Below are 22,247 nucleotides of genomic sequence, written 5' to 3' on the forward strand. Positions count from 1 at the left end.
GCGCACAGAGCGCGGTCAGCAGCAGATAGATGAACCAGAGCGCCTTGGCCGTTTCGGCGATGCGCGGCGTCACCTTGGTATCCTTTACCGGCCCCGGGATCTCGGCACGATAGAGCTGCATGCCCCCGATACCCAGCAGTGGCAGAATGGCCACCGCCAGTACGATGATCCCCATCCCCCCCAGCCACTGCAGCAGCTGGCGGTAGAACAGAAACGCCTTGGGCAGGTTATCGAGCCCGGTCAGTACCGTTGCCCCTGTGGTGGTCAGGCCGGAAAAAGATTCGAAGAAGGCCTCCGAGACCGACATGTCCGGCACATCGCTCATGATGAAGGGCACAGCCCCCACACTGCCCAACACGGTCCAGAACAGCACCACAATCAGAAAGCCCTCTTTCGAGCGCATCTCCTTCTTGTGGTAGCGATTGGGAAACCAGAGCACCACGCCGAGCAGCAGGGCGATCAGAAAAGAGCTGACGAACTCGGCACCACCACCATCCCGATAGCCAAAGGCCACCAGTGCAGGCAACAGCATGGTCGAGCTGAACAGCGCAACCAGCAGGCCAACAATGCGAATAATGCTCAGAATGTGCATTACAGCTCCCTTTCCCCAATTAAAGAGCGATGGATTCTAGCCATCTAAGGGGCTGAGGGATACCCGCCCATGAGTCCGGTCGGTCAATTCACGGTCCACCTGAGCCCAAACCGAGGACTCCCACGCCACCTGCAAGGTGACCTGCTGACCGTAATCCGCCGCCAGCAATTCGCCATTGTGACTGCTGATCAGCGACTCGACCGTCCCCATGTCACCGTAATCGCAGTGAATAAGAGAGGGAGTGCGTGGCACCTTGAGCAGGGTGGGCAGTTGCTTGAGGGCGGCACCGACGCCGCCCCCATAGGCTTTGACCAGTCCACCGGTACCAAGCTGGATGCCGCCGTAGTAACGCACCACCACGGCGCAGATTTCACCGAGCCCCGAGCCCATCAACTGGGCCAGGATCGGCTTGCCCGCGGTACCGGACGGTTCGCCGTCATCGCTGAAGCCATAAACCTGACTATCTTGCGGCGCGCCCGCCACAAACGCCCAGCAGTGATGGCGAGCGGCCGGATGTTGGCGTTTGATCTCGTTGACCCACCCCTTGGCCGCCTCGACGGTCGGGGTGTGGGCGATCAGGGTAATGAAGCGACTCTTCTTTATCTCTTCGGTCAACTCCAGCGGGACAGCCGGAATGGAGTACGCTGCCGCCATCAGAGCCCTGCTTGTCTGGTCATGTTCTCCACCCCGTTGGCGTGCAGCACTATGTTGTCTTCGATGCGGATGCCGCCAAATGGTCGCAACGCCTCCACCTTGTTCCAGTTGACCCGTTTGCCCTGTTCGCCCTGACGCAGCGGCTCCAGCAAACTGTTGATGAAGTAGAGCCCCGGCTCGATGGTGAACACCTGACCCACCTCCATCACCCGGGTACAGCGCAGATAGGGAAACAGCTCGGGCGCCGCCAGATGGGTGCCGCGCTCATCCTGCATGAAACCGCCCGCATCGTGCACCTGCAAACCGAGGAAGTGGCCGAGGCCGTGAGGGAAGAAGACGTTGGTCACCCCGGTGTTGATCATCTCGTCCACCGACATATCCACCAACTCGGTCGCTTGCAGCAGGCGCGCCAGCTTGTGGTGCATCTGCAGATGCAGCTCGCTGTAGCGACGACCCGGTTTGATCTCCTTGATGATCTCCTGCTGCTGCTCGTCGAGGGCTGCAATCAGATCGGCAAACTCACCGCGCCGCCACGCCCAGGTACGGGTGATGTCGGAGGCATAACCATGAAAATCGACGCCGGCATCGATCAGGAAGGAGTGGCGCTCCGCATCGGGCACCCGCAAGGCGGACAAATGGGTGTAGTGAAGGATGGCCGCATTGCGGTTGATGGCGACGATATTGCCGTAGGGTGCCTCATTGGCCCCCTGCCCGACCGCCTTCATGTAGGCCAGATTGATCTCGAACTCGCTCGCCCCCGCCATAAAAGAGTCCTTGGCGGCGATATGGCCGCGAACCCCGATCCGGTTCGCCTCGCGCAGACACTCCAGCTCGTAGGGGGTCTTGTAGGCACGGTGATAGTGCAGGTAGTTGAGCACCGCCTCCGGATTGGGCTGGGTCAGCCCCAGCAGTTCAGCCACTTCCAGATGGCCACCCAGATAGGCCCACTCCTGCTTGTTGGCAGGTAGATGGTCGGCCACCTGTTCCGGCCGGGTCAGGAAACGGATATCGAAGAACTCGACCCAGAAGGCATTGGGCAGATCCGCCACTTTGTGCCAGAAATCCACCGGGCGGTAGAACAGCAGGATTGGTTTGTTCACCCCGTCCACCAGCAGCCAGCAGTGGGGATTGTCCAGTACCGGCAACCAGGCCTTGAAGTGGGGGTTTACCTTGAACGGGTAATCCTGATCATCGAGGAAGATGCGGTGAGTCTGGCCGGAGTGGATGGCCAGTCCGCTGAGCCCCTGTTGTTGCAGAATGTCGCGGGTGCGCTGCTGCAAGGTATCGAGGTGCTGGGCAAAAAGTTGGCTGTAGCTGCTCATGGCGTCCTGCTCCGAGGTGAATGTGATTGCAGCATAACATCAAGCGCTTGGCGGCTCGACCCGTCAAGCTGCCGCTTCGTGAGGTAACGCATACGTTACAAACGTGTTTGTTATCAACACAAAACCAATTATTAACAAATCAAAAACAATTCAATACACTGCCGGTAGATACATGAAGTCAGGGATTACTCATGGACAACCTCTGCCTGTGGCAACCGGATCCGCTCGGGATGCAGCAATCCAACCTCTACCGTTTTATGGCGGAGGTGAACCGTTTCCACGGCTTGCAGTTGCAGAACTACCCGCAGCTTTATCAATGGTCGGTGGAGAAGACCACCCGTTTCTGGCCGCTGGTATGGCAGCACTGCGGCGTCAAGGGCGAGCTCGGCAACATAGTGGCGGAGAACCGTCAGGATATGCAGCGCACCCGCTGGTTTCCCGACAGCCGTCTCAACTTCGCCGAAAACCTGCTGCGCCGCCAGGACGAGAGCCCGGCCATCATCTCCCGCATCGAAGGTAGCCCAAGCCGCATCCTGAGCTGGGGTGAACTGGGGGAACAGGTTGCCCGGCTGGCGCAGTGGCTGCGCAATCAGGGGATTGGTCGTGGCGATGTGGTTGCCGCCTATCTGCCCAATATCCCGGAAACCGTGGTAGCCATGCTGGCAACCACCAGTCTGGGGGCGATCTGGACATCCACCAGCCCCGACTTTGGCGAGGCCAGCGTGGTAGAGCGCTTCGGCCAGACCCGGCCGCGGGTGCTGTTTGCGGTGGATGGCTATCGCTACAACGGCAAAGCTATCGACATTCAACAGAAGGTCGCCAGCGTGGTGAGCCAGATCGGCAGCATAGAGCAAACGGTGATGATCCCCCTGCTCGGCAACCCGCTGCAGCTTGGCCACAACTGGCAACAACTGCTGGCGAGCCAGCACGATGCCCAGCTCACCTTCGAGCCGATGGCTTTCAATGACCCGCTCTATATCCTCTACTCCTCCGGCACCACCGGCAAACCCAAGTGCATCGTGCACGGCATCGGCGGCACCCTGCTGCAACACCTGAAAGAGCATCAGCTGCACTGCGACATCAAGCCGGGGGAACGGATCTTCTACTTCACCACCTGCGGCTGGATGATGTGGAACTGGCTGGTGAGCGCCCTCGCCTCCGGCGCCACCCTGGTGCTCTATGACGGCTCGCCGTTTTACCCGGATGGCAACGTGCTGTGGGATCTCGCCCGTGACGAGCAGGTCAGCTTGTTCGGCACTTCGGCCAAGTATCTCGATGCGTTGCATAAACAAGGCTATGCCCCTATCAAGACCCACGACTTGCCGCACTTGCGGATGATCTGCAGCACCGGCTCCGTGTTGTCGCCGGAGGGGTTCGACTACGTCTACCAGCAGATCAAGCAGGATGTGCAGCTCAGCTCCATCTCAGGCGGCACCGACATCTGCTCCTGCTTCGTCATCGGCAATCCCCTCAGCCCTGTCTATCGCGGCGAGAGTCAGGGGCGCGGCCTCGGTCTCGCGGTGCAGGTATTCAACGAAGCGGGTCAGCCGGTGCAGGGGGAGAAAGGCGAGCTGGTCTGCACCAAGCCGTTCCCGGCTCAGCCCATCTACTTCTGGGGCGACGAAAATGGCGACAAATACCACGCCGCCTACTTCGAACGGTTCGACAACATCTGGTGTCACGGCGACTGGATCGAGCTGACCCCGACCGGCGGCATTCTGTTCTATGGCCGCTCCGACGCCACCCTCAACCCGGGCGGCGTGCGCATCGGCACCAGCGAGATTTACCGCTATGTCGAGCAGCTGGACGAGGTGGAGGAGAGCATTGTCATCGGCCAGCAGTGGCAGCAGGACGAGCGGGTGGTGCTGTTCGTCAAGCTCAAGGCGGGTTACAGGCTGGACGAACCGCTGCGCGAGCGCATTCGTCAGCAAATAAAGCAACACTGCACCGCCCGCCACGTGCCCGCCCGCATCCTGCAGGTGGATGCCATCCCCCGCACCAAGTCCGGCAAGATCGTCGAACTGGCGGTGCGGGAAGTGGTACACAATCGGCCCGTCAACAACACCCACGCCCTCGCCGACCCCGAGGTGCTTAACCAGTATCGCAACCGGCCGGAACTGGCCAGTTGATAACAAACTCATATTCATCCGAGGCGCCACAAGGCGCCTCTCTTTTGCCCGTTTTGTGATGAGGAGCTTTTACTCGAGAACTGTTAAACAAATGTTTTAAATAGGTGTTGAAAATGTCTCCTTTTGGATCAATAGTGAGCCTCGCCCCCTGCTGGGGATTAAGGAGCACCACTCCCCACTGAGTGGGAACAAGGAGACACTCTCATGATCTACCAAGGCGAAACCCTGTCGGTCAGCTACCTCGAAAACGGCATTGCCGAACTGAGGTTTGATGCCCCGGGTTCATCAACAAGCTGGATCGCGCTACCCTGCTCTCCCTGAGCGAAGCGATCGCCGCATTACAACAAGAACGTGAACTAAAAGGTCTGATCCTCACCTCCGGCAAAGACGCCTTTATCGTCGGTGCCGACATTACCGAATTCCTGGAACTGTTCGATCTGCCGCAAGAAGATCTGCTCGGCTGGCTGAAAAAGGCCAACGACATCTTCAATGCCATCGAAGATCTGCCGGTTCCGACCCTCTCCGCCATCAAGGGCCACGCTCTGGGCGGCGGCTGCGAGACCATTCTCTCCACCGACTTCCGTCTGGCCGACACCAGCGCCAAAATCGGCCTGCCCGAGACCAAACTCGGCATCATGCCGGGCTTTGGCGGCACCGTCCGTCTGCCGAGGGTGATCGGCGCTGACAACGCGCTCGAGTGGATCACCACCGGCAAGGATTACCGTGCCGATGACGCCCTCAAGGTGGGCGCCATTGACGCCGTGGTCGCCCCGGACGCACTGCAGAGCGCTGCGCTGCAGATGATCAAGGACGCCATCGCGGGCAAGCTGGACTGGCAAGGCCGCCGCGCCGCCAAGAAAGCGCCGCTGCGCCTCTCCAAACTGGAAGCCATGATGAGCTTCACCACCGCCGCCGGCATGGTTGCCGCCGTGGCGGGCAAACACTATCCGGCGCCGATGACTGCGGTGAAAACCGTCGAAGCCGCTGCTGGCATGGGCCGTGACGAAGCGCTGGTCGCTGAGGCGCAGGGCTTTATCAAACTGGCCAAGACCGATGTCGCCAAGGCGCTGGTCGGCATCTTCCTGAATGATCAGCACATCAAGGCGCTGGCCAAGAAGGCGGCCAAGCAGGCGAGCAAGGCCACTGGCCATGCTGCTGTACTGGGTGCCGGCATCATGGGGGGCGGCATCGCCTACCAGTCTGCCAGCAAGGGCATTCCGGCGGTGATGAAGGACATCAATGAGAAGGCGCTGGCACTTGGCATGGGCGAAGCCACCAAGCTGCTCAACGGCCAGCTCGAGAAGGGCCGCATCGACGGCATCAAGATGGGCCAGGTGCTCTCCGCCATCACTCCGACTCTCAGCTATGACAACGTCAAGCATGTGGATGTGGTGGTCGAAGCCGTGGTCGAGAACCCGAAAGTGAAGGCCGCCGTACTGGGCGAAGTGGAAGGGATCATTGGCGAAGACGCAGTGCTCGCCAGCAACACCTCCACCATCCCAATCTCCCTGCTGGCCAAGGGGCTGAAGCGCCCGCAGAACTTCTGCGGTATGCACTTCTTCAACCCGGTGCACCGCATGCCACTGGTGGAGATCATCCGCGGCGAGCAAACCTCCGATGAAACCATCAACCGCGTGGTGGCCTATGCCGCCGCCATGGGCAAGTCCCCGGTGGTGGTCAACGACTGCCCGGGCTTCTTCGTCAACCGCGTGCTGTTCCCCTACTTCTTCGGCTTCAACAAACTGGTTGCCGATGGCGCCGACTTCGCCGCCGTCGACAAGGTGATGGAGAAAGAGTTCGGCTGGCCCATGGGCCCCGCCTACCTGCTGGACGTGGTCGGCATCGACACCGGTCACCATGCCGGTGACGTGATGGCGCAGGGCTTCCCGGCACGCATGAGCAAGGAAGGCCGCACCGCCATCGACGTGATGTACGAAGTGAACCGCTTCGGTCAGAAGAACGGCAAGGGCTTCTACGCCTACGAGCAGGACAAGAAGGGCAAGCCGAAGAAGGTGGCTGACGCCGCCAGCTACGAGCTGCTGGCCCCCATCGCCAAGCCGAAACAGGATTTCGACAAGGACGCCATCATCGCCCGCATGATGATCCCGATGATCAACGAGGTGGTGCTCTGTCTGGAAGAGGGCATTGTTGCCACGCCAGCCGAAGCCGACATCGCACTGGTCTACGGTCTGGGCTTCCCTCCCTTCCGCGGCGGCGTGTTCCGCTATCTGGACACTATCGGTCTGGATCGCTACGTGGCCATGGCCGACCAGTATGCCGACTTGGGCCCGCTCTACCGCGTCAGCGACCGCTTACGCGAGATGGCTGCCCAGGGCAAAACCTTCTACTGATTGCGGAAAGGAGATCCATTCATGAAAGACGTAGTCATTGTCGACTGTATCCGGACCCCGATGGGCCGGTCCAAGGGCGGCGCCTTCCGCAACGTGCGTGCAGAAGATCTGTCCGCGCACCTGATGAAGTCCATCCTGCTGCGCAACCCCAACCTCGACCCGAACGAGATCGAGGATATCTACTGGGGCTGCGTGCAGCAGACCCTGGAGCAGGGCTTCAACATCGCCCGCAACGCCGCGCTGCTGGCCGGTATTCCGAAGCAGGTAGGGGCGGTTACCGTCAACCGCCTGTGTGGCTCCTCCATGCAGGCGCTGCACGACGCCTCCCGCGCCATTCAGGTGGGTGATGGGGATATCTTCATCATCGGCGGCGTCGAGCACATGGGCCACGTGCCGATGAGCCACGGCGTTGACTTCCACCCCGGCATGGCCAAGTCGGTGGCGAAAGCCTCCGGCATGATGGGGTTGACCGCCGAGATGCTCGGCAAGCTGCACGGCATCAGCCGCCAGCAGCAGGACGAGTTTGCCGCCCGCTCCCATCGCCGCGCTCACGCCGCCACAGTGGAAGGGCGCTTTGCCAAGGAGATCGTCGGGCTGGAAGGCCATGACGCCAGCGGCGCCCGCTTCTTCTACGACTACGACGAGGTGATCCGTCCGGAGACCACGGTTGAAACCCTGAGCCAGCTGCGCCCGGTGTTCGACCCGGTCAACGGTACCGTCACCGCCGGCAGCTCCTCGGCCCTGTCCGATGGCGCCGCCGCCATGCTGGTGATGAGCGCGGATCGCGCCAAGGCCCTCGGCCTCACGCCGCGCGCCAAGGTACGTGCCATGGCCATCGCCGGCTGTGACGCCGCCATCATGGGTTACGGCCCGGTGCCGGCGACCCAGAAGGCGCTCAAACGTGCCGGTCTGACTGTCGGTGATATCGACCTGTTCGAGCTGAACGAGGCGTTTGCCGCCCAGTCTCTGCCTTGCGTGAAGGATCTGGGTCTGCAGGATCTGGTGGACGAGAAGGTCAACCTGAACGGCGGCGCCATTGCGCTGGGTCACCCGCTCGGCTGCTCCGGCGCCCGCATCTCCACCACCCTCATCAATCTGATGGAGGAGAAGGATGCCACCCTGGGGGTTGCCACCATGTGTATCGGTCTGGGTCAGGGCATCGCCACCGTATTTGAACGGGTGTGATAACCAGCCGGATCGACGGGATGCACTACTGAGAGTTGTCCCTTTTCGGGGCCAGTCTGACTGGCCCCTTTTCAAGTCTGTGACGATCGCCACACGGGGTGCTCGTCAGTGGTCAGAAGCTGTCTGTTGGCCGTCCCGTTTGGGTCGGCCTTTTTTCGTTTTAATCTTATCAATAGGCTGTTATTGCCTTAAACCTCACATTAGATAGGGGGCTTGCTTGCTTTTTACTCCCCCGACAGGTTCAATCTGCACAAAAAAATGGGTGGATGCACATACATATGTCAATGAGCAAACAACTGCTGATCGTCGATGACGACCAAGAGATCCGCGAGCTGCTCAATGAGTACCTGACCCGGGCGGGCTTTCAGGTATTGACGGCGGCGGAGGGCAACGAGATGCGTCAGCAACTCGCCCAGCACAGCCCGGACCTGATTATTCTGGACATCATGATGCCCGGCGAGGACGGTTTTACCCTCTGCCAGCAGATCCGTCGTGACTCCCAGGTGCCCATCATCATGCTGACCGCCGCCTCCGACGAAGCGGATCGGGTGATCGGTCTGGAACTCGGCGCCGACGACTATATCGCCAAGCCGTTCAGCCCCCGCGAACTGCAGGCCCGCATCAAGGCGCTGCTGCGCCGCGCCGAATTCCGCCAGCCGGAAAAAGAGAAAGAGCCGAGCCGCCGCCTGCGTTTTGCCGAGTGGACCCTCGACACCCTGAGCCACCAGCTGACCCATGATGATGGCAGCCTGCTGGATCTCTCCGGCAGCGACGCCATGCTGCTCGGCATGTTCCTGCAACAGCCCGGCGTGGTGCTGGATCGGGACACCATCTCGGATGCCACCCGCGGCCGCGAAAGCCTGCCGATGGAGCGCGGTATCGACGTACAGATCAGCCGTCTGCGCCAGAAGCTGGGCGACAACGGCAAGAGCCCGCGCATCATCAAGACCATTCGCGGCAGTGGCTACATGCTGATCGCCGAGGTGCACGAGCTGCCATGAGCAACAAGTGGTCCTGGGGGGCGCTGGTGCCCCGCTCCCTGTTGTCACGGATGATCCTGCTGCTGTTGCTGGCCATCCTGCTCTCCCAGACCATTCTGACCGGCATCTGGATGCAGCAGATCCAGAAGCGGGAACTGGAGGGGATGCTCAGCACCACCCGCAACCTCGCCATGTCTGCCGCTTCCACCGTCAACTTCTTCAAATCCCTGCCGCTGCAGTATCGCCATATCGCGCTGGACCAACTGCGCAACATGGGGGGCAGCCGCTTCTTCGTCTCGCTCAACGAGGAAGAGATCCACATCAACGCCATCCCCGACAGCGAACGCAAGACGCAGGTGCTGGAGGAGGTTCAGGGAGTGCTGACCCGCAAGCTCTCCGATGCCATGGCGATCAAGGTGGATTTCTCCCGACCCGATGACCTCCACGTCTTCAACAACGACACCTTGCTGGCAGATCTCCCCTCCTCCTGGGCCCGCTACACCCTGTCGCTGGAACCGCTCAATCCACCGGTGCTGGTGACCCAGATCGAGATTGAAAAGGGGGAGTGGCTCTATCTGGCGGCCCTGCTGCCCGCCCCCTACATGACCCTCGACGATACCGTGATGCCGAGCAACCAGGTGCGTTTCATCGCCCTGATGACGGTGTTCCTCTGCTTCTTCACCTTTATGCTGGTGCGCTGGCAGACCCGCCCGCTGCGCCGTCTCGCCAAGGCGGCGGTCAATCTGGGCAAGGATATCGACCAGCCTTCGCTCAAAGAGGAAGGGGCGTCGGAAATCGTGGCGGCCACCCGCGCCTTCAACATCATGCAGCACCGCATTCGCCGTTATATCGATGATCGGGAACGGCTGTTCAGCTCCATCTCCCACGACCTCAAGACCCCCATCACCCGGCTGCGACTGCGGGTCGAACTGCTCGACGACGAGGTGCAAATCGCCAAGTTCAACAAGGATCTCGACGAACTGGAGCTGATGGTGAAAGGAGCGCTGCAGACGGTCAAAGAGACCGACATTCACGAGAATATCGAGGAGATCGATATCAACGCCCTGCTTGAGCAGATGGCGGAGTCGATGAACCTGCACGACGAGCGGCTGACCATCGAAGGCCACTGCAAGTGGCCCTATCGCGGCAAGCTGCTGGCGCTCAAACGCTGCATCGGCAATCTGGTGGACAACGGCATCAAATATGGCCAGCGGGTGCGCATCATCATCATGGATGACGAGGAGATGCTGATCCTCTTCATCATGGATGAGGGCCCCGGCCTGCCGGACGATCAGTTCGAGCGCATCTTCGAACCCTATTACCGGCTCAGCACGGATCAGGCTGGCACCGGCCTCGGCCTTGGCATCGCCCGCAACATAGCCCACGCCCACGGCGGCGATCTGGTGCTGGAAAACCGTCCGCAAGGTGGCCTGCAGGCCACGCTCTCCCTACCAAGGCAGTAACCTTATGAAGTGGTTGTCTTTTTCTGTCATCGCCCTGCTCTCTGCTCCCGTTGCCGCCTCCCAGGTGGAGGTACTGCACTGGTGGACGTCCGGCGGCGAAGCGAAAGCGGTCGAAGTGCTCAAATCCGAGTGGACCAAACAGGGCAACCAATGGAACGACTTTGCAGTGCAGGGCGGCGGCGGCAAGAGTGCCATGACGGTATTGAAAAGCCGGGCACTGGCCGCCAACCCGCCCGAAGCGGCCCACCTCAAGGGCTATGAGCTCAAGGAGTGGGCCGGGCTCGGCTTTTTGCGCGATCTCAGCCCGATGGCCGAACACCTCGGTTGGTACAGCCAGATGCCGCCCATGGTGCGTGCCACCCTCAGCCAGAATGGCGCCCTGATGGCGGTGCCCACCGGCATCCACCGGGTCAACTGGCTGTGGCTCAACCGCAAGATCTTCGAGCGCAACAAGCTGACTCCACCCACCGACTGGGCCCAGTTTGTCACCGTCGCCGACCAGCTTAAAAAACGGGGCATCACCCCGCTCGCCATCGGTAACGAGCCCTGGCAGCTGGCGGTGTTGTTTGAAACAGTGGCGCTCGGTGAGGGCGGTAAAGAATTCTATCGCAAGGCGTTCCTCGAGCAGGACAGCGCCACCCTGACCGGCCCCGACATGGTGCGGGTGCTGACCCGTTTCCAGCAGCTGCGCGCCTATGTGCCGCAAAAATACGCCGGTCTGAAGTGGCATCAGGCCACCAATCTGCTGGAGAGCGGTGGCGCCGCCATGCAGGTGATGGGGGACTGGGTGAAAGGGGAGCTGAGCGCGGGCAACTACCGGCCGGGTGAGGATATCGCCTGTCTGCCGAGCCCGGGCAGCTCCGGACTGTTCAGCTACAACCTCGACTCCATCGCCATGTTCAAACAGCGGGATCCGGCCCAGCTGCAGGCGCAAGGGGATCTTGCCCAGCTGCTGATGACGCCGCAATTCCAGGCAGAGTTCAACCGGGTGAAGGGATCGATCCCGGCGCTGACCAATCCCGACATGAGCAAGTTCGACCGTTGCGCCGTCCGCTCCTATCAGGATTTCCTGCTGGCGGAAAAGCAGGACAACCTGCTGCCCAGCATGGCGGAAGGGATGGCGACGCCGACCAATATGCGGCAGGCGATCCTCGATGTGCTGAGCAACTTCTTCAACGACCCCAAGGCCAACCCGGAGCAGACGGCGCTGCATCTGGAGCGGGCGATGCGCTCGACCCGCTGATCCGGGCACATTACCAAACGGCAGAAATGACAAAGGCGGAATTGCTCCGCCTTTGTTGTTGAATCGTCATCCGATTCAGGATTGATCGTTCTCGTCCTCATCCTCGTCATAGTAATCGCTGAGCTCGATCCAGAGCCCCAACCCGACCATCACCATGGAGCCGAACCAGGTACCGGTATTCCCGATCGGACTGCCCATCACTATCATGGCGAAGGACAAGAACCCCATGCCTGCATAGGCCTGTAATCTGCCGTAGGAGACCTGCATATTCACCTCCTTGTTGAATATGGTTCAATTTTTATATTACTCGTCCGGCGCAAGCTGGATAGGGTTGAATAACATTTCGGTTACATATGCTGGTGAATGGGTCGTTTGTTTGATTATTTTTTAGCCCTGAGTATCATTGGCAGCCGAATAGGTTGAAGGTTGATAATAGATGAGTGATTTATTCTGCGGCGCAACTCACGAGTTGGACGCAATCGGGCTTCGTTGCCCGGAACCCGTTATGATGGTTCGCAAGAAAGTGCGGCTGATGGCGGATGGCGAGACCCTGCTGGTCAGTGCCGACGATCCTTCAACCACCCGCGACATCCCCAGTTTCTGCCGCTTTATGGATCACACCCTGGTCGCCAGCGAGACAGAGCAGGCCCCCTACCGCTATCTGATCCGCAAGGGTCAATAAGCCCCCGTACCGGAGCACTCCATGACAACCATTACCCGAATCGGCACCACCCAGCGTTGGTCAGACGTGGTCATCCACAATGGCACCCTCTACGTGGTGGAAGTGCCCGTCAGCGAAGAGGCCGACATCCACAAGCAGACCCGCGAAGTGCTGGCAAGCCTGCAGCGCCTGCTGGAAGCCAACGGCTCCGGCGTCGACAAAATCCTGATGGCCAACATCTATCTGAAAGACATTGGCGATATCGCCGCTTTCAACGAGCAGTGGGATGCCTGGATCCCGGCTGGCACCGCCCCCGTACGCGCCTGTGTACAAGCCCGTCTGGCCCACGAAGGCTACAAGGTCGAAGTACAGCTGACAGCGGCTGTCTAAGAGGCGCTTATCCCCCTCATCCCCGCCCCTTCTCCCACGAGGGGAGAAGGGAGCAAACAACAAGGCGTCATTGCTCGCCACGGCTCCAATAGAAAGGCCCCGCCATTACTGGCGGGGCCTTTTCGTTACCGAGACCTGAACGACTTAGGCGGTCGGGGTCAGGGTAATGGTCACGCGGCGGTTTTGGGCTTTGCCAGCGGCGGTGCTGTTGGTAGCAACCGGCTGATCCGGGCCTACGCCGGTGGTGGAGATGCGGCTACCTGCTACGCCCTGACCAATCAGCTGGGCGGCAACGGCATCGGCACGATCGCGGGAGAGCTTCATGTTCAGATCGCGGGAACCTGTGCTGTCGGTGTGACCGACCACGTTCAGGCGGGTCTTGTCGAACTCGGCAACCACCATGGCCACGCCGGAGAGGGTGTTGGCACCGGCCGCTTTCAGCTGGGAGCTGGAGCTGTCGAAGGTCACGTTGTTCGGCATGTTGAGGATCAGCTCATTGCCATTACGGGTCACGCTGACGCCGGTGCCCTGCAGCTTCTCGCGCAGCTTGGCTTCCTGCACGTCCATGTAGTAGCCGATACCGCCACCCAAGGCCGCGCCGGCAGCAACGCCGGTCAGGATGCCCTTCTTGCGGTCACCCTTGCTGGAGGAGAGCGCACCTACGGCCGCACCGGCAGCGGCGCCAGCCAGCGCGCCCCAGGCACCTTTGGAGGTCTGGGATTCACCTGTGTAGGGGTTGGTGGTACAGCCGCTCAGGGCAACGGTCAGTGCCAGAGCAGGCACCAGGATCTTGGCTCGCATGAAAAAACCTCTGTGAAAACAATCCGGCACCATGCCGGGGGCCGGATTGTAACGCGCTGGCACGCCATTGTCTGACGCAAGCCTGAACAGATGGCGAGAGTGGTGTTTTTTTGGCCAATCGGCGGGCTGTCAGCGCGGTAATTGACACTCGGCGTGGCAAGGACAGCTGACCAGATGATCGTTCACCATCCCCACCGCCTGCATAAAGGCGTAACAGATGGTGCTGCCGACGAAATTGAAGCCAAGCTTTTTGAGCGCTTTCGACATGGCATCCGACTCCGGCGAAGTCGCCGGAATATCGCCGTTGCCCTGCCGCTGGTTGACGATGGGGGCACCGCCAACAAAGCCCCACAGGTAGTCGGCGAAGTCGATCCCCTGCTCCTGCAGCGCCAGATAAGCGCGGGCATTTCTGATGATCGACTGCACCTTGAGTCGGTTGCGGATGATGCCGCTGTCCTGCATCAGCCGCTCCACATCCTGCTCATCGAACTGCGCGATGCGCACCGGATCGAAGTCGGCATAGGCGCGGTAATAGCTCTCGGTGCGCTTGAGGATGGTGATCCACGACAGCCCCGCCTGCTGGCCGTCGAGGCAGAGCTTGGCAAACAGCTCGCGAGCGTCATAGACTGGCCTGCCCCACTGTTTGTCATGGTATTCAATGTATTCCGGGTCCTTGGTCACCCAGGCGCAGCGCAGTTCCATTTCCTCTCCCTCGTTATTTCAGCGGTTTGCCCGACCCTGCCCACTCTACAGGCGGCACTGCTCACATCATATACCGGACATCCCGCCCGACCAGCCAGGGCGCAGCGCAATCCCGCGAATCCGCTGCAATTTCGCCTATTATCCGACCATGCCAGACGGTATACTCCCTCGGTTCACATTCAGCAAATCTTGCTCTGATTTTCATTTCGCGCGAAAAAAATTATGCAAAAATTCGATGTCAAAACCTTTCAGGGCCTGATCCTGCAGCTGCAGGACTATTGGTCCCGCCAGGGCTGTACCATCATTCAGCCGCTGGATATGGAAGTGGGTGCCGGTACTTCCCACCCCATGACCTGTCTGCGTGCCCTGGGCCCGGAGCCCATCGCCTGCGCTTACGTGCAACCGTCCCGCCGTCCGACTGACGGCCGCTACGGTGAAAACCCGAACCGCCTGCAGCACTACTACCAGTTCCAGGTGATCATCAAGCCTTCCCCCGACAACATTCAGGAACTCTATCTGGGCTCCCTGAAAGAGCTGGGTATGGATCCTGAAATCCACGACATCCGCTTCGTGGAAGACAACTGGGAAAACCCGACGCTGGGTGCCTGGGGTCTGGGTTGGGAAGTGTGGCTGAACGGCATGGAAGTGACCCAGTTCACCTACTTCCAGCAAGTTGGCGGCCTCGAGTGCAAGCCGGTTACCGGCGAGATCACCTACGGTCTCGAGCGTCTGGCCATGTACATTCAGGGCGTGGACAGCGTCTACGATCTGGTCTGGTCTGACGGCCCGCTGGGCAAGACCACCTACGGCGACGTGTTCCACCAGAACGAAGTGGAGCAATCCACCTACAACTTCGAACACGCCGATGTGGAGTTCCTGTTCCACTGCTTCGAGCAGTACGAGAAGGAAGCCCAGAATCTGCTGGCACTGGAAAAACCGCTGCCGCTGCCTGCCTACGAGCGCATCCTCAAAGCCGCTCACTCCTTCAACCTGCTGGATGCCCGCAAGGCCATCTCGGTCACCGAGCGTCAGCGCTACATCCTGCGCATTCGCACCCTGACCAAGGCCGTGGCAGAGGCATACTACGCCTCCCGCGAAGCGCTGGGCTTCCCTATGTGTCAGCGCAGTGAGAACAAGCAAGGTTAAGGAACGGACATGGCACAACATACATTTCTGGTAGAGATCGGTACTGCTGAGCTGCCGCCCAAAGCCCTGCGCTCCCTGGCCGAAGCCTTTGCCGACAACTTCAAAGCCGAACTGACCAAGGCCGATCTGGCCTTTGGCGACGTCGAGTGGTTTGCCTCACCGCGCCGTCTGGCGCTGAAGGTAAGCGAGCTGGCTGGCGAACAGCCGAGCAAGAGCGTCGAGAAGCGCGGCCCGGCCGTGTCTCAGGCGTTCGATGCCGAAGGCAAGCCGACCAAGGCTGCCGAAGGCTGGGCCCGTGGCAACGGCATTACCGTTGAGCAGGCCGAGCGTCTGGTCACCGACAAGGGTGAGTGGCTGGTTCACACCGCCAAGGTCGAAGGCCGTCCGGCTGTCGATCTGCTGGGTGAGCTGGTTAGCCAAGCACTGGCCAAGCTGCCCATCCCGAAAATGATGCGCTGGGGCGACAAGACCATCCAGTTCGTGCGTCCGGTCTTCACCGTGACCCTGCTGCTGGATGGCGAGCTGGTGCCCGCTCACATTCTGGGTATCGACTCTGCCCGCACCATCCGCGGCCACCGCTTTATGGGCGAGAGCGAGTTCACCATCGACAACGCCAGCCAGTACCCGCAGATCCTGCAGGAGCGCGGCATGGTGATTGCCGACTTTATGGCGCGCAAGGCCAAGATCAAGGCTGACGTCGAAGCGGCCGCAGCCGCCTTTGGTGGCGTGGCCGATCTGGACGACGCCCTGCTGGAAGAAGTGACCGCACTGGTCGAGTGGCCGGTGGTGCTGACTGCCAACTTCGAAGAGAAGTTCCTGGCCGTGCCGGCTGAAGCGCTGGTGCACACCATGAAGGGTGACCAGAAGTACTTCCCGGTCTACGACAAGAACGGCAAGCTGCTGCCGAAGTTCATCTTCGTCACCAACATCGAGTCCAAAGACCCGAGCCAGATCATCAGCGGCAACGAGAAGGTGGTTCGCCCCCGTCTCTCTGACGCCGAGTTCTTCTTCAAGACCGACCTCAAGCAGACCCTAGCCTCCCGCCTGCCGCGCCTTGAAACCGTGCTGTTCCAGCAACAGCTGGGCACCGTCAAGGCCAAGGTCGAGCGCATCGAGACCGTCGCCGGCTTTATCGCCGAACGTATCGGTGCCGACGTGGCTCAGGCCAAGCGTGCCGGTCTGCTCTCCAAGTGTGACCTGATGACCAACATGGTCGGCGAGTTCACCGACACCCAGGGTGTCATGGGGATGCACTACGCCCGTCACGATGGCGAAGACGAAGCAGTGGCCGTGGCCCTCAACGAGCAGTACATGCCGCGCTTTGCCGGCGATGCCCTGCCGTCCGGTCTGGTTGCCTGCGCCGTCGCGCTGGCCGACAAGTTCGACACCCTGGCCGGTATCTTCGGCATCGGCATGCTGCCGAAGGGTGACAAGGACCCGTTCGCCCTGCGTCGCGCCGCCATCGGTGCCCTGCGCATCATGACCGAGAAGCAGCTGGATCTGGATCTGGTTGAACTGGTTGAAGAAGCGGTACGCGTCTACGGCGACAAGCTGACCAACAAAACCGTCGTTACCGACGTGGTCGACTTTATGCTGGGCCGCTTCCGCGCAGCCTATCAGGACGAAGGCATCGGTGCCGACGTGGTGCTGGCCGTACTGGCCCGCCGCCCGACCCGTCCGCTCGACTTCGATCGTCGCGTCAAGGCCGTCAGCCACTTCCGCACGCTGGATGCCGCACTGGCACTGGCTGCCGCCAACAAGCGCGTGAGCAACATTCTGGCCAAGGTCGAAGGCGAATTGCCGACTGCCGTCAAACCGGAACTGCTGGTCGATGCCGCCGAGAAGGCGCTGGCCACCCAGGTTGCCGAACTGCAAGCCGAACTGGCTCCGCTGTTCGCTGCCGGTGACTATCAGGCTGCCCTCACCCGTCTGGCCGCCCTGCGCGAGCCGGTCGATACCTTCTTCAACGAAGTCATGGTGATGGCCGACGACGAAGCCCTCAAGGCCAACCGTCTGGCACTGCTGAACAACCTGCGCAACCTGTTCCTGCAAGTGGCGGATATCTCCCTGCTGCAGTGATCTTGGTTGGGTGAGTGATATAAAAAACGGCGCCGTAAGGCGCCGTTTTTCTGACTATATTACCTTCAATACTATGGTTTCATTCATCAGTATCTTTGGTATCTTCTTTTTCATTTTGTTGTCTAGTCGGTTGGCGCTCAAGAATTGAATTTGCCCCACCCCAACTTTTTTTAATTACATCATCATCATCATGCTGTGAAACCATATATTGAATTGTCATAGCTCATTCCTTTTTCGCACTATCATTGCTCTCTGGTACTTTTTTGGTATTGTTTGGTTGTGACAAAATTGCATTTGCGCCCTCCCAACTATCCCCAATAAAAATTTTCTTCGTTACATTCACTTCTGTCCCTTTGTTATTCTCACTTGATTTTTTATCTGTCATTTCGACCTCCTCCTTAATATTACGCTTGACGTTATTAATCGATACATTTGCAGAAGCACATAAAGTCAAAAAAAATCCCTATCGAAAAAGTAATCTTAGCAACTAAATCTAGCTTTGTAAGTTTACTGCCATCAGCATCAGGATTCGCAATATATGAAGCGTTCTCATCAAAAATCCATAATATAGCAACGATACAACTTAGGAAAAAAAATGCTGCGAGAATAAATATTAACAATGTATAAAAATCTTTTATATGTGAGCTGGTCAACAAGGTTACTATTAATCCAAGTCCAGCAGTAGATAACGCAAGAATGCTTTTATCTGTTTCAAGCCTTGTAGTGCAAAACAATTCAAAACGCATTAGCATTTCACTTGATGGGCCTTGCTCGCTGCTATTGTTCTGTTGTGACTCACTCACATAAACACCTTTTAATTAAACATTAAATTACAATAACATACCTCTTAATAAGTTTGTTAACAACTGTCAATTTTTAGCTCGTAGGTTCGATTAGCCGTCAGGCGTAATCGGACGTTCGCGTAAATGGTTTCTCCCGCCATAACAGCCAGCCGCATTTCTCCCTCCGGCTGGCCACCTTTGCTACGCGGCAACAACCGCAACCAAAGCCTCTCGTTCGTCCGATTACGCTGCGCTAATCGAACCTACAGGACGGTGGCTGGCGCTCTATGCCGGTTGATCAAGATCGGCCATTGCCCCTTGCGGGTGGTGGACGGGCCAATTAGCGGCATCAGGACACACAACAAGCATGCATAAGTAAAAATTGGGTCATGATCCGAAAACCCATAAATTCTGTTTATGCCGACTACCTTGGCGGAGTTGGCGGCCACCAGCGGTGTTTACGGGTGCCTGCGGGGCATCGCCCGATCTCTGGCAAACAAGCGAGGCCATCCGCGCCAGTCCTTGCCGTATATCTTGCAGAAAACGGGGTAACGTTTGGTACCTCAGGGGGAGTGGCTGCGTATTACCGGGAAAAAACCCTGCCGACTGAGCCGAGCTGTTGTCATTTGAGACAGTCCCCAGCGCCGCCACGCCCCGAGAGGAGAGTCATGGATATACCTGCCGCCCCGTCCCCCGCCATCTGCCAGCTGTGTCAGGAGAAAGCCGATCTCGATTTCGACTTCACCATGGCTTTTCAGCCCATCGTCGATTGCAGCAAGCGCACCATCTTCGGCTATGAGGCGCTGGTGCGGGGGCTCAACAACGAGCCGGCGCAGAGCGTGATTGCCCGGGTCAACGACGGCAATCGCTACCGCTTCGACCAGTTGTGCCGGATCAAGGCCATCGCGCTGGCCGCCCGCCTCGATATGCGGGGCATGCTGAGCATCAACTTTCTGCCCAATGCGGTCTACCGCCCGGAGCGCTGCATCCGCACCACCCTGCAGGCGGCCCGTGAGCATCTCTTTCCCATCGAGCAGATCATGTTCGAGTTCACCGAGGTGGAGCAGGTGCTGGATAACCGCCATATTCGCGGCATCGTCGATCACTATCAGGCGCTCGGCTTCAAGACGGCGATCGATGACTTTGGCGCCGGTTACTCGGGCCTCAGCCTGCTGGCCGATTTTCGCCCCGACATCGTCAAGCTCGACATGCACCTGCTGCGCGGCATCGACCATGACCCGACCCGGCAAGCCATAGTGCGCCACAGTCTGGCCCTGCTTGCCGAGTTGCAGATCACCCCGCTGGCGGAGGGGACCGAAACCCGCGAAGAGATGGCCTGCCTGCGGGAGATGGGCATCAGCCTGATGCAGGGCTATCTGTTTGCCCGCCCCGGCTTTGAAACCCTGCCCGAAGTGGATTTCGCCAGCCTGTAAGCCAGTCGGTCTGCACTGCCCCCCTCAACCCACACCCGCCCGAATAAGAAAACGGACACCCGAGGGTGTCCATGTGCATACCCTGTGACCTTGCGCCATGGTTACACAGTCACCCTCCCCGGTTAATGGGTCAGCTGTGGCAACAGTTGCAGCAGGTGAGCCCGTATCGCCAGCGGCGTCTGGCTAACCCAGATCTCCAGCAGGCCATACGCGAGCAACGGCAGCACCAGCAGCAACAGGCAGAGCAGCCCCAGCAAACGGCTTGGTGCAAGCCGCTTCACCTTGCTGCCAAGGTGCAGGGCCTCGACCCGCTTGGGGCAGGCGGCCACGCAGCTCAGGCAGCCGGTGCACTCCAGGCTGCGTACCGCAATAAGCTGGTGCACCGCAATGCGCGATGGACAGGCCCGGCTGCACTTGTCGCAGTCATGACCCTGGCTTCGCAGGCAGCGGGCCGGGTCACGGCGAATGCGCAGCGGCGTCAGTAGCCCCAGCAGGGCGAGCCAGGCGCCATAGGGGCAGAGGTAGCGGCAGAATCCCTGACGAAAGGTCGCGGTAAGCAGCAACACCCAGCCGAGGCACAGACCCGAGATCAGGGTCAGGTTGAAGAAGAAGGCCCCCATCTTCATATCCGCCGCCTGATGGTAGGGGCTGGTGAAGTAGCCGGGCAGGGCAGCAGCCGGCACCGCCAGCAGGATGATGAAGAGCAGAAAGCCGAGCACCAGAAATTTCTGGGTGCGCAGGGCAAGATCCAGCCAGCGCGGCGGGCTCCACTCCCCCGGCAGCAACCGGTGGCGCAGGCCATACAGCCATTCCCCCACCAGCCCGAGCGGACAGAACCAGGCACAGAACGCCCGCCCCAGCAGCAGGGCCGACAGGGAGAGTACCAGTACGGTGACGGTGGCCGCCGGATGGTGGGGATCCACCAACCCCTGCGCGAACCAGGCCCGCAGCCCGAGGCCACCGGCGATGGGCAGGAAGGCATCCACCACGTCCGGACGCACCAGCCAGGGGCTCATCCCCTGTCCCAACTGCCAGATATGCAGGCTGTATTGCACTGTGACCAGCCCCCAGCAGAGCAGCAGCAGATGGCGAGTGCCTGCCCGCAACTGCTGACTGTCGATCGCCCCGAACACGGGCAGCGGCCGCCTCTGATGCCGGAGGGCAAGCACGGCGGTGACCGTCCCCAGTGCGAGCCAGAGCAGGCTGTCGGCCGCCAGCAACCAGACCAGCCCCAGCAGGCCGAGCGCAAGACGCCCCGGCCAGCCGGTGCGCACCTGCCACGCCAACAACACCAGATAAACCATACCGGCCACCATGGTTATCGCTTCAATCACGCTCATGCATCCCCCACTGCCTACATCCGGATCCGGCAGCAAGGATAACTAACATTTGAGTTGATTATTTTGATCTGCATGGGCCGAGGGAGGAGTTATGGCCAATGCCTCCCTCGCAGGCTCTCCCCTCTTTCAACGACACGCTGCCTCATCAGCCAGGCACTAGCCGCGGGCACGGTGGAGGTGGTAGTCAACGTGATAGTCGTTGGCATTACGGAACATGATGGAGTAGTTGAGGAACTCTCCGCTCTCGCTGTATGAGAGCGAGGTGAGCCGCAGGATAGGGGCCCCCTGCTCGATATGGAGCAGCTCGGCAGTAACCCGATCCGCCAGCACGGCACTGAAGCACTCATAGTTACCCGCAATCGCGATGCCGCACTCCCGTTCGATGTAGTCGAATTTGGACCCTTCCAGATGGGCGACCGACAGATTGCGAAACAGTCTGACCGGCATATAGCTCTCTTCCAGCAGCAGAGCCCGACCATCCACCGAGCGGATCCGGCTGGAGTAATAGACGGGCTCATTCACCTTCACCCTCAGCTGACTGGCGATGGCCGGTGGCGCAGGCATAGTGCGAAACTCCAACACCTGGCTGGTCAACGTGCGCCCCTGCTCGCGCATCAGTTCGGTAAACCCGCTCAGCCCTTTGGTCTCATGCTGGACATCCTTTTTCGTCACATAGGTGCCGCTGCCGTGGCGCCGCTCGACCAATCCCCACTCGATCAACATGTCTACCGCTTTGCGAATGGTCATGCGGGAGACGCCATACTGTTCTGCCAGCGCTTTTTCGCCCGGCAACACATCTCCCACCCGGCACTCGGCACCGTTTACCCTGATCCTGAGTCGATCAGCCACCGATTTATAGATCACTGCTAGACATCTCCTGTGGTCACAACGCCAACCATCTTATTCTTAATCAAGTGGCTAAATTGCTTAAAAACAATAACTTAACTTTCAACTAAAGCTGCAAGAACATCACGAAACCAAGAGGTACAACAAT

Annotated in this window: 21 protein-coding genes and 1 pseudogene (1 of these 22 cut by a window edge); 11 read left to right on the plus strand and 11 right to left on the minus strand. The window is 59.8% G+C overall.

All coding sequences use genetic code 11. From position 1 onward, the window contains the following. The 3 genes in view from ACTG2G_RS10495 to pepQ are tightly spaced (at most 36 nt apart) and all read right to left on the minus strand, a layout consistent with a single transcriptional unit that may run on beyond the window. Positions 1–592: the start of a TrkH family potassium uptake protein gene (locus ACTG2G_RS10495; protein ID WP_439985402.1), read on the minus strand. It extends 866 nt beyond the left edge of the window; 592 of the gene's 1,458 nt are visible here — the first part of the coding sequence; the start codon lies at positions 590–592; its stop codon lies beyond the left edge, outside the window. A gap of 36 nt (positions 593–628) precedes the next feature. Then, positions 629–1,246 carry a YigZ family protein gene (locus tag ACTG2G_RS10500; RefSeq protein WP_335813142.1) on the minus strand — a complete coding sequence of 206 codons (618 nt, stop codon included), beginning with the start codon at positions 1,244–1,246 and terminating at the stop codon, positions 629–631. Next, entirely contained in the window at positions 1,246–2,568 is a 1,323-nt protein-coding gene (pepQ, locus tag ACTG2G_RS10505) for a Xaa-Pro dipeptidase (protein ID WP_040069888.1), read from the minus strand. The genes ACTG2G_RS10500 and pepQ overlap by 1 nt, the downstream gene beginning before the upstream one ends. A gap of 191 nt (positions 2,569–2,759) precedes the next feature. Between pepQ and ACTG2G_RS10510 the strand changes: the two genes are divergently transcribed. The 6 genes and pseudogenes from ACTG2G_RS10510 to ACTG2G_RS10535 all read left to right on the plus strand — a co-directional run bounded on the left by ACTG2G_RS10510 (position 2,760) and on the right by ACTG2G_RS10535 (position 11,919). Beyond that, on the plus strand, positions 2,760–4,697 hold the full coding sequence (locus tag ACTG2G_RS10510; protein ID WP_439985403.1) for an acetoacetate--CoA ligase: 1,938 nt from the start codon (positions 2,760–2,762) through the stop codon (positions 4,695–4,697). A gap of 204 nt (positions 4,698–4,901) precedes the next feature. Continuing rightward, positions 4,902–7,048, plus strand: a pseudogene (gene fadB / locus ACTG2G_RS10515) (fatty acid oxidation complex subunit alpha FadB). A 21-nt stretch (positions 7,049–7,069) separates the two neighbouring features. After that, the gene (gene fadA, locus ACTG2G_RS10520) at positions 7,070–8,233 is read left to right on the plus strand and encodes an acetyl-CoA C-acyltransferase FadA (protein WP_005342451.1); all 1,164 of its coding nucleotides are present in this window, start codon (positions 7,070–7,072) and stop codon (positions 8,231–8,233) included. A gap of 278 nt (positions 8,234–8,511) precedes the next feature. Next, positions 8,512–9,234, plus strand: a complete 723-nt coding sequence (locus ACTG2G_RS10525) for a response regulator (RefSeq protein WP_005339475.1) — start codon at positions 8,512–8,514, stop codon at positions 9,232–9,234. Further along, positions 9,231–10,676 (plus strand): ATP-binding protein, encoded by a 1,446-nt coding sequence (locus ACTG2G_RS10530; RefSeq protein WP_005339474.1) that lies wholly within the window; start codon positions 9,231–9,233, stop codon positions 10,674–10,676. Before ACTG2G_RS10525 ends, ACTG2G_RS10530 begins: the two co-directional genes overlap by 4 nt. 4 nt (positions 10,677–10,680) lie before the next feature. Further along, positions 10,681–11,919: an ABC transporter substrate-binding protein gene (locus ACTG2G_RS10535; RefSeq protein ID WP_439985404.1), complete on the plus strand. Its 1,239-nt coding sequence runs from the start codon at positions 10,681–10,683 to the stop codon at positions 11,917–11,919. Between the two features lie 75 nt (positions 11,920–11,994). Here the strand turns inward: ACTG2G_RS10535 and ACTG2G_RS10540 are convergent, their stop codons facing one another. Then, complete coding sequence (locus tag ACTG2G_RS10540; RefSeq protein WP_005339471.1) at positions 11,995–12,186, minus strand: hypothetical protein; 192 nt, start codon at positions 12,184–12,186, stop codon at positions 11,995–11,997. Between the two features lie 169 nt (positions 12,187–12,355). Between ACTG2G_RS10540 and tusA the strand changes: the two genes are divergently transcribed. Further along, complete coding sequence (gene tusA, locus ACTG2G_RS10545; protein ID WP_005339470.1) at positions 12,356–12,601, plus strand: sulfurtransferase TusA; 246 nt, start codon at positions 12,356–12,358, stop codon at positions 12,599–12,601. A gap of 21 nt (positions 12,602–12,622) precedes the next feature. Beyond that, positions 12,623–12,970: a RidA family protein gene (locus ACTG2G_RS10550; RefSeq protein ID WP_429205768.1), complete on the plus strand. Its 348-nt coding sequence runs from the start codon at positions 12,623–12,625 to the stop codon at positions 12,968–12,970. Between the two features lie 144 nt (positions 12,971–13,114). On the opposite strand, the gene ACTG2G_RS10555 is transcribed toward ACTG2G_RS10550, so the two are convergent. Beyond that, entirely contained in the window at positions 13,115–13,771 is a 657-nt protein-coding gene (locus ACTG2G_RS10555) for an OmpA family lipoprotein (protein ID WP_005339468.1), read from the minus strand. Positions 13,772–13,900: 129 nt separating this feature from the next. After that, positions 13,901–14,473 carry a DNA-3-methyladenine glycosylase I gene (locus tag ACTG2G_RS10560; protein ID WP_439985405.1) on the minus strand — a complete coding sequence of 191 codons (573 nt, stop codon included), beginning with the start codon at positions 14,471–14,473 and terminating at the stop codon, positions 13,901–13,903. 222 nt (positions 14,474–14,695) lie between these two features. Between ACTG2G_RS10560 and glyQ the strand changes: the two genes are divergently transcribed. After that, positions 14,696–15,619 (plus strand): glycine--tRNA ligase subunit alpha, encoded by a 924-nt coding sequence (gene glyQ / locus ACTG2G_RS10565; protein WP_005339464.1) that lies wholly within the window; start codon positions 14,696–14,698, stop codon positions 15,617–15,619. A 9-nt stretch (positions 15,620–15,628) separates the two neighbouring features. Then, a complete protein-coding gene (glyS, locus tag ACTG2G_RS10570; protein WP_439985406.1) occupies positions 15,629–17,698 on the plus strand; it encodes a glycine--tRNA ligase subunit beta in 2,070 nt (689 codons plus the stop codon). A 79-nt stretch (positions 17,699–17,777) separates the two neighbouring features. On the opposite strand, the gene ACTG2G_RS10575 is transcribed toward glyS, so the two are convergent. From ACTG2G_RS10575 to ACTG2G_RS10585, 3 genes are read right to left on the minus strand one after another with little or no spacing between them, the layout of a single operon-like run. Continuing rightward, the gene (locus ACTG2G_RS10575) at positions 17,778–17,918 is read right to left on the minus strand and encodes a hypothetical protein (RefSeq protein WP_162516126.1); all 141 of its coding nucleotides are present in this window, start codon (positions 17,916–17,918) and stop codon (positions 17,778–17,780) included. A 3-nt stretch (positions 17,919–17,921) separates the two neighbouring features. After that, positions 17,922–18,083, minus strand: coding sequence for a hypothetical protein (locus tag ACTG2G_RS10580; RefSeq protein ID WP_439985407.1), 162 nt, complete (start codon positions 18,081–18,083; stop codon positions 17,922–17,924). Positions 18,084–18,117: 34 nt separating this feature from the next. After that, positions 18,118–18,501: a hypothetical protein gene (locus tag ACTG2G_RS10585; protein WP_439985408.1), complete on the minus strand. Its 384-nt coding sequence runs from the start codon at positions 18,499–18,501 to the stop codon at positions 18,118–18,120. Between the two features lie 647 nt (positions 18,502–19,148). Here ACTG2G_RS10585 and ACTG2G_RS10590 point away from each other — a divergent pair. Beyond that, positions 19,149–19,913 carry an EAL domain-containing protein gene (locus ACTG2G_RS10590; RefSeq protein ID WP_439985409.1) on the plus strand — a complete coding sequence of 255 codons (765 nt, stop codon included), beginning with the start codon at positions 19,149–19,151 and terminating at the stop codon, positions 19,911–19,913. A 122-nt stretch (positions 19,914–20,035) separates the two neighbouring features. Here the strand turns inward: ACTG2G_RS10590 and ACTG2G_RS10595 are convergent, their stop codons facing one another. Beyond that, positions 20,036–21,253, minus strand: a complete 1,218-nt coding sequence (locus ACTG2G_RS10595) for a 4Fe-4S binding protein (protein ID WP_421387651.1) — start codon at positions 21,251–21,253, stop codon at positions 20,036–20,038. A gap of 156 nt (positions 21,254–21,409) precedes the next feature. After that, entirely contained in the window at positions 21,410–22,117 is a 708-nt protein-coding gene (locus ACTG2G_RS10600; RefSeq protein WP_421313497.1) for a GntR family transcriptional regulator, read from the minus strand. Positions 22,118–22,247 lie beyond the last annotated feature (130 nt).

This window comes from Aeromonas sp. 55A (genome assembly GCF_051919665.1).
Classification (GTDB): domain Bacteria; phylum Pseudomonadota; class Gammaproteobacteria; order Enterobacterales; family Aeromonadaceae; genus Aeromonas; species Aeromonas veronii.